Genomic DNA, 4,420 nt, shown 5'->3' with positions numbered 1-4,420 from the left:
GTGCCGGAACCCGGCGCGCTCACCCTCGAAGCGCCCTCGGGAGGTGCGCGATGAGCGGCCGCCATGCCCGTCCCGAACCCTGGGACGACGGGACCCTCGACTCGCTGCTCGTACTGGTCGCCGAGAGCCTCGGCTACCGCTGCACCCGCGCGCCCGGCGAGGTGATGCTGCTGGAGGGCGCGAACCGGCTGCACGTCAGCCTGCGCGACCTGCGGCAGCTCGCCCGGCTGGTGCCGCGCGACGACTGGCCCGCGCTGGTCTCCGACCACGTCACCACGATCGTCACCGCGATCGAGGAGCCGCTCGACCTCAGCGACTTCGACCTCGCCCAGCACCTGCTGCGCACCCGCATCTACCCGGCCGAGGCCGACAACGGCGTCCTCGCCGCCCGGCCGTTCGCGCCCGGCCTGATCGAGGCCGTCGTCGTGGACACGCCCACCACCGTGCGGACCGTCACGACCGAGGAGATGAACGGCTGGCCGGTCTCCGGCGACGCGCTGTTCATGCTCGGCCGCGCCAACGTCCGCGCCGACGGGCCCCTGCAGCTCGACGAGCAGGACCTCGGCGGCGTCCGCGTCTCGGTCCTGCACGGCTGGACGTTCTACGCCGTCACGCATCTGGCGTGGCTGGAGGAGTACCTGCCGATCGGCCCGTACGGGGCGCTCGTCATCGCGCCCAACCGGAGCCTGATCGTCGCGCACCCGCTCCGCATCGCCGAGGGGCACCCGAGGGCCCGGTACCGCGCGGCCGTGGCGGCGGCGACCGAGCTGCAGGCGCAGGCCCACCGCGCCTACGAGGAGGGCCCCGGCTCCCTCAGCCCGCACCTGTACTGGTGGCGCGCCGGTGAGCTGACCTACCTGGAGACCCGCTACGAGGGCGACACGATGGTCCTGCCGGAGGAGTTCTCCTCCGTGCTCGCGACGCTCGCCGCCGAGCACTGAGCGATGATCGCGGCGGAGCGCCGGCGGAGCGAGGATCATCGCTCGGTGCACCTCGGGGGCCTGGGGGTCGTCCTCCAGAGGTGGTGCTGATGCGGGTGGTCGTCGCGCCCGACTCGTTCAAGGGCAGCCTGTCGGCGGCGGAGGTGTGCGCCGCCGTGGAGGCGGGCGTCCGCCGGGCCGTGCCGGGCGCCGAGGTGGCCGCGGTGCCGATGGCGGACGGCGGCGAGGGGACCCTCGACTGCTTCCTGCGCGCCCGCGGCGGCGACGCGGTCGAGGTCGCCGCCGCCGACCCGCTCGGGCGCCCGGTCACGGCCCGCTACGCGCTGTCCGGCGACGGCGGCTCCGCGGTGGTGGAGCTGGCCGCCGCGTCCGGGCTGCCGCTGGTGGAGGACGTCCCGCCGGACCCGATGAACGCCGCGACGACCGGCACCGGCGAGCTGATCGCGGACGCGGTCCGGCGCGGCGCCCGCGACGTGCTCGTGTGCATCGGCGGCAGCGCCGGCACCGACGGCGGCACCGGGCTGCTGCGCGCGCTCGGCGTCCGCTTCCTGGACGCCGCCGGGGCGGAGCTGCCGGCGGGCGGCGGTGCCCTCGCCCGGCTCGCCTCGATCGACGACTCGGCGGTGCCGGACGCGGTCCGCGCGGCCCGGTTCCGGGTCGCCTGCGACGTCACGAACCCGCTCGTCGGACCGGACGGCGCCGCCGCGGTGTTCGGCCCGCAGAAGGGCGCGTCGCCGGGCCAGGTCGCCGAGCTCGACGCCGCCCTCACCGTCTTCGCCGACGTGCTCGCCGCGCGCGGCGGCGTCCGCGTGCACGACCTGCCCGGTGCGGGCGCGGCCGGCGGCACCTGCGGCGGCCTCGTGGGGCTGCTCGGCGCCGAGCCGTCCGCCGGGGCCCTGCTCGTCGCCGAGGCCGTCGGGCTCCCGTCCGCGCTCGCCGGCGCCGACCTGGTGGTCACCGGGGAGGGCCGGGTGGACGGGCAGAGCGCGGGCGGCAAGGTCGTCTCCGCCGTCGCCGCCCTCGCACGGGACCGCGGCGTCCCGTGCCTGGCCCTGGCCGGCGGCGTCAGCGGGCCGCTGGACGAGCTGCACGCGCTCGGCCTCACCGCCGCGTTCAGCCTCGCCGACGGCCCCCGCACCCTGGACGAGCTGAAGGCGGACGCCGTCCCGCTGCTGACCGAGGTCGCGGAGCAGGCCGTCCGCCTCTTCACCCGCCGACCCGATCGTTGACCTGCGGCGTGTTGTTGTTATGGAGCGGCTCATAACAACAACACGCCGCAGGTCGACGTGTGCTAAGCGTGAGCGGGTTCCGGTTCGGTGGCGGGGTCTGGGGCCGGCGTCTTGATCGTCAGCATCGGCAGGAAGACGTGCGTCAGCGGGCCGATCGCCAGCGCGTACAGCAGCGTCCCGATGCCGACGGTGCCGCCGAGCAGCCAGCCGGCGGCGAGCACGGTCAGCTCGATTCCGGTCCGGACCACGCGGATCGAGTGGCCCCGCGCGGCGATCCCGGTCATCAGCCCGTCGCGCGGGCCGGGGCCGAGGCCCGCGCCGATGTAGCAGCCGGTCGCGACACCGCCCACGAGGACCGCGACGAGCAGGTACGCCCAGCGCGCCGCGAGCGCGTCCGGGGCGGGCAGCAGCCACAGGAACAGGTCCGCGAACACGCCGATGAGCACCACGTTGCTGATCGTCCCGATGCCGGGCCGCTGCCGCAGCGGGATCCACGCGAGCATCACGACCGCGCCCGCGATGATGATCCACGCGCCGATCGACAGGCCGAAGCGGCGGGACAGGCCCTGGTGGAACACGTCCCACGGGTCGTTGCCGAGGCCGGACGACACCTGGAGGGCGATCCCGAGCCCGTACAAGGCCAATCCAACGTAAAGCTGCACGAGCCGTCGTGCCATCAAGGCCATTATCCGCTCCTCGAACCTGAGTGGCCATCTTCGGGACCACTCTGGCGCGAAGTGGACTGGTCTTTGTAGGGCCAATTATGCGAAAGTGGCTTGTATGAGCACCCGTTATGTGAGCGGCCCGCACCTCGCCCGGCTGCTGGGGGACGTCTCGGCGGAGCGCCCGGTGTACGCGGCGCTGGCCCGGTCGGTGCGCGGCCTCGTCCTGGACGGACGGCTCGCCCTGCGCACCCGGCTGCCCGCCGAACGGGACCTCGCCGCCGCGCTCGGCCTCAGCCGCACCACGGTGACGACCGCCTACGACCGGCTCCGCGAGGAGGGCTACATCGAGAGCCGGCAGGGCGCGGGGAGCTGGACGGCGCTGCCGCCGGTGCGGATGTCGGCCGACGAGCGCCGCACCACGCCCGCGGGCGGGCGGTTCGGCAAGGCCTACCCGGCGCCCGACGACGGGTCCTTCATCGACCTCGGCTGCGCCACCCCGGGCGCCCCCGCGATCTTCGGGGAGGCCGTCGCCGCCGCCGTCGACGAGCTGCCCCGCTACAGCTCGGGCCCCGGCTACGAGCCCGCCGGGCTGGCGGGCCTGCGGCAGGTCATCGCGGACGGCTACACGGCGCGCGGCGTCCCGACCCGCGCCGACCAGATCGTCGTCACCACCGGCGCGCAGCACGCGTTCACGCTGCTGACCCAGCTGCTGGTCGAGGCGGGCGACGCCGTCATGGTGGAGCGCCCCACCTACCCGCACGCGCTCGGCGCGCTGCGCCGCCGCGGCGCCCGGCTCGTCCCGGTCGGGGTGAACGAGGGCTGGGACGTCGAGCTCATCGCCGGGGCCATGCGGCAGGCCGCGGTGCGGATGGCGTACACGATCCCCGACTTCCACAACCCGACCGGATACCTGATGGGGGCCGAGGACCGGGCCGCGCTCGTCGACGCCGCGCGCCGCGCCGACGCGTTCCTCGTCGCCGACGAGACGTTCGCCGACCTCGCCCTCGACCTCGGCGCGCCCCGCGAGGCGCCGCTCGCCGCGCACGACAGCGGTGGCCGGGTCATCACCGTCGGGTCGGCGTCCAAGCTGCTGTGGGGCGGGCTGCGCATCGGCTGGGTCCGCACGACCGCGCCGCTGGCCCGCAGGCTGGTGCTGGCCCGCGAGCCGTTCGACATGGCCAGCCCGGTGCTCGACCAGCTGATCGTGCGGGAGCTGCTGCTGCGGATCGACGAGGTCCGGACCGAGCGCGCGGACGCGCTGCTGCGCGGCCGGGACGCGCTCGCCGGGGCGCTGCGCGAGCTGCTGCCCGGCTGGGAGTTCAAGCCGCCCGCGGGCGGCATGTCGCTGTGGGCGCGGATCGGCGCGCCCGTGGCGACGGCGCTCGCCGAGACCGCCGAGCGGTTCGGCGTCCGGGTCGTCGCCGGGCCGGTGTTCGGCGCGGACGGCGTCCTGGAGGACTACGTCCGGCTGCCGTACGTGCTGCCGCCGGACACGCTGCGGACGGCCGCCGAGCGTCTCGCCCTGGCCTTCCGGGAGGTGCAGTCCGCCCCGGCCGCCCGCCCGCTGCCCGCCTACGTCTGAGCC

At 75.7% G+C, this 4,420-nt stretch carries 4 protein-coding genes; 3 read left to right on the top strand and 1 reads right to left on the bottom strand.

Annotation, left to right across the window (positions count from 1 at the left end):
- The first annotated feature begins 50 nt into the window (after positions 1-50).
- Entirely contained in the window at positions 51-941 is an 891-nt protein-coding gene (locus E1284_RS38850) for a hypothetical protein (protein ID WP_131945133.1), read from the top strand.
- Positions 942-1,030: 89 nt separating this feature from the next.
- A complete protein-coding gene (locus E1284_RS38845; protein WP_131945132.1) occupies positions 1,031-2,170 on the top strand; it encodes a glycerate kinase in 1,140 nt (379 codons plus the stop codon).
- Positions 2,171-2,232: 62 nt separating this feature from the next.
- Here the strand turns inward: E1284_RS38845 and yczE are convergent, their stop codons facing one another.
- On the bottom strand, positions 2,233-2,856 hold the full coding sequence (gene yczE / locus E1284_RS38840; RefSeq protein ID WP_131945131.1) for a membrane protein YczE: 624 nt from the start codon (positions 2,854-2,856) through the stop codon (positions 2,233-2,235).
- Positions 2,857-2,950: 94 nt separating this feature from the next.
- On the opposite strand from yczE, the gene yczR reads away from it, so the two are divergent.
- A complete protein-coding gene (yczR, locus tag E1284_RS38835) occupies positions 2,951-4,417 on the top strand; it encodes a MocR-like transcription factor YczR (protein ID WP_131945130.1) in 1,467 nt (488 codons plus the stop codon).
- The last annotated feature ends 3 nt before the right edge of the window (positions 4,418-4,420 follow it).

Source organism: Actinomadura bangladeshensis (assembly GCF_004348335.1).
GTDB lineage: Bacteria > Actinomycetota > Actinomycetes > Streptosporangiales > Streptosporangiaceae > Spirillospora > Spirillospora bangladeshensis.
Note: the sequence above shows the minus strand (reverse complement) of the source record. Positions and strands in the feature narration are given on the sequence as shown.

Coding starts and splice junctions, on each gene's coding strand:
- E1284_RS38850 (WP_131945133.1), top strand. CDS start 51: ATGAGCGGCCGCCATGCCCGTCCCGAACCCTGGGACGACGGGACCCTC.
- E1284_RS38845 (WP_131945132.1), top strand. CDS start 1,031: ATGCGGGTGGTCGTCGCGCCCGACTCGTTCAAGGGCAGCCTGTCGGCG.
- yczE (WP_131945131.1), bottom strand. CDS start 2,856: ATGGCCTTGATGGCACGACGGCTCGTGCAGCTTTACGTTGGATTGGCC.
- yczR (WP_131945130.1), top strand. CDS start 2,951: ATGAGCACCCGTTATGTGAGCGGCCCGCACCTCGCCCGGCTGCTGGGG.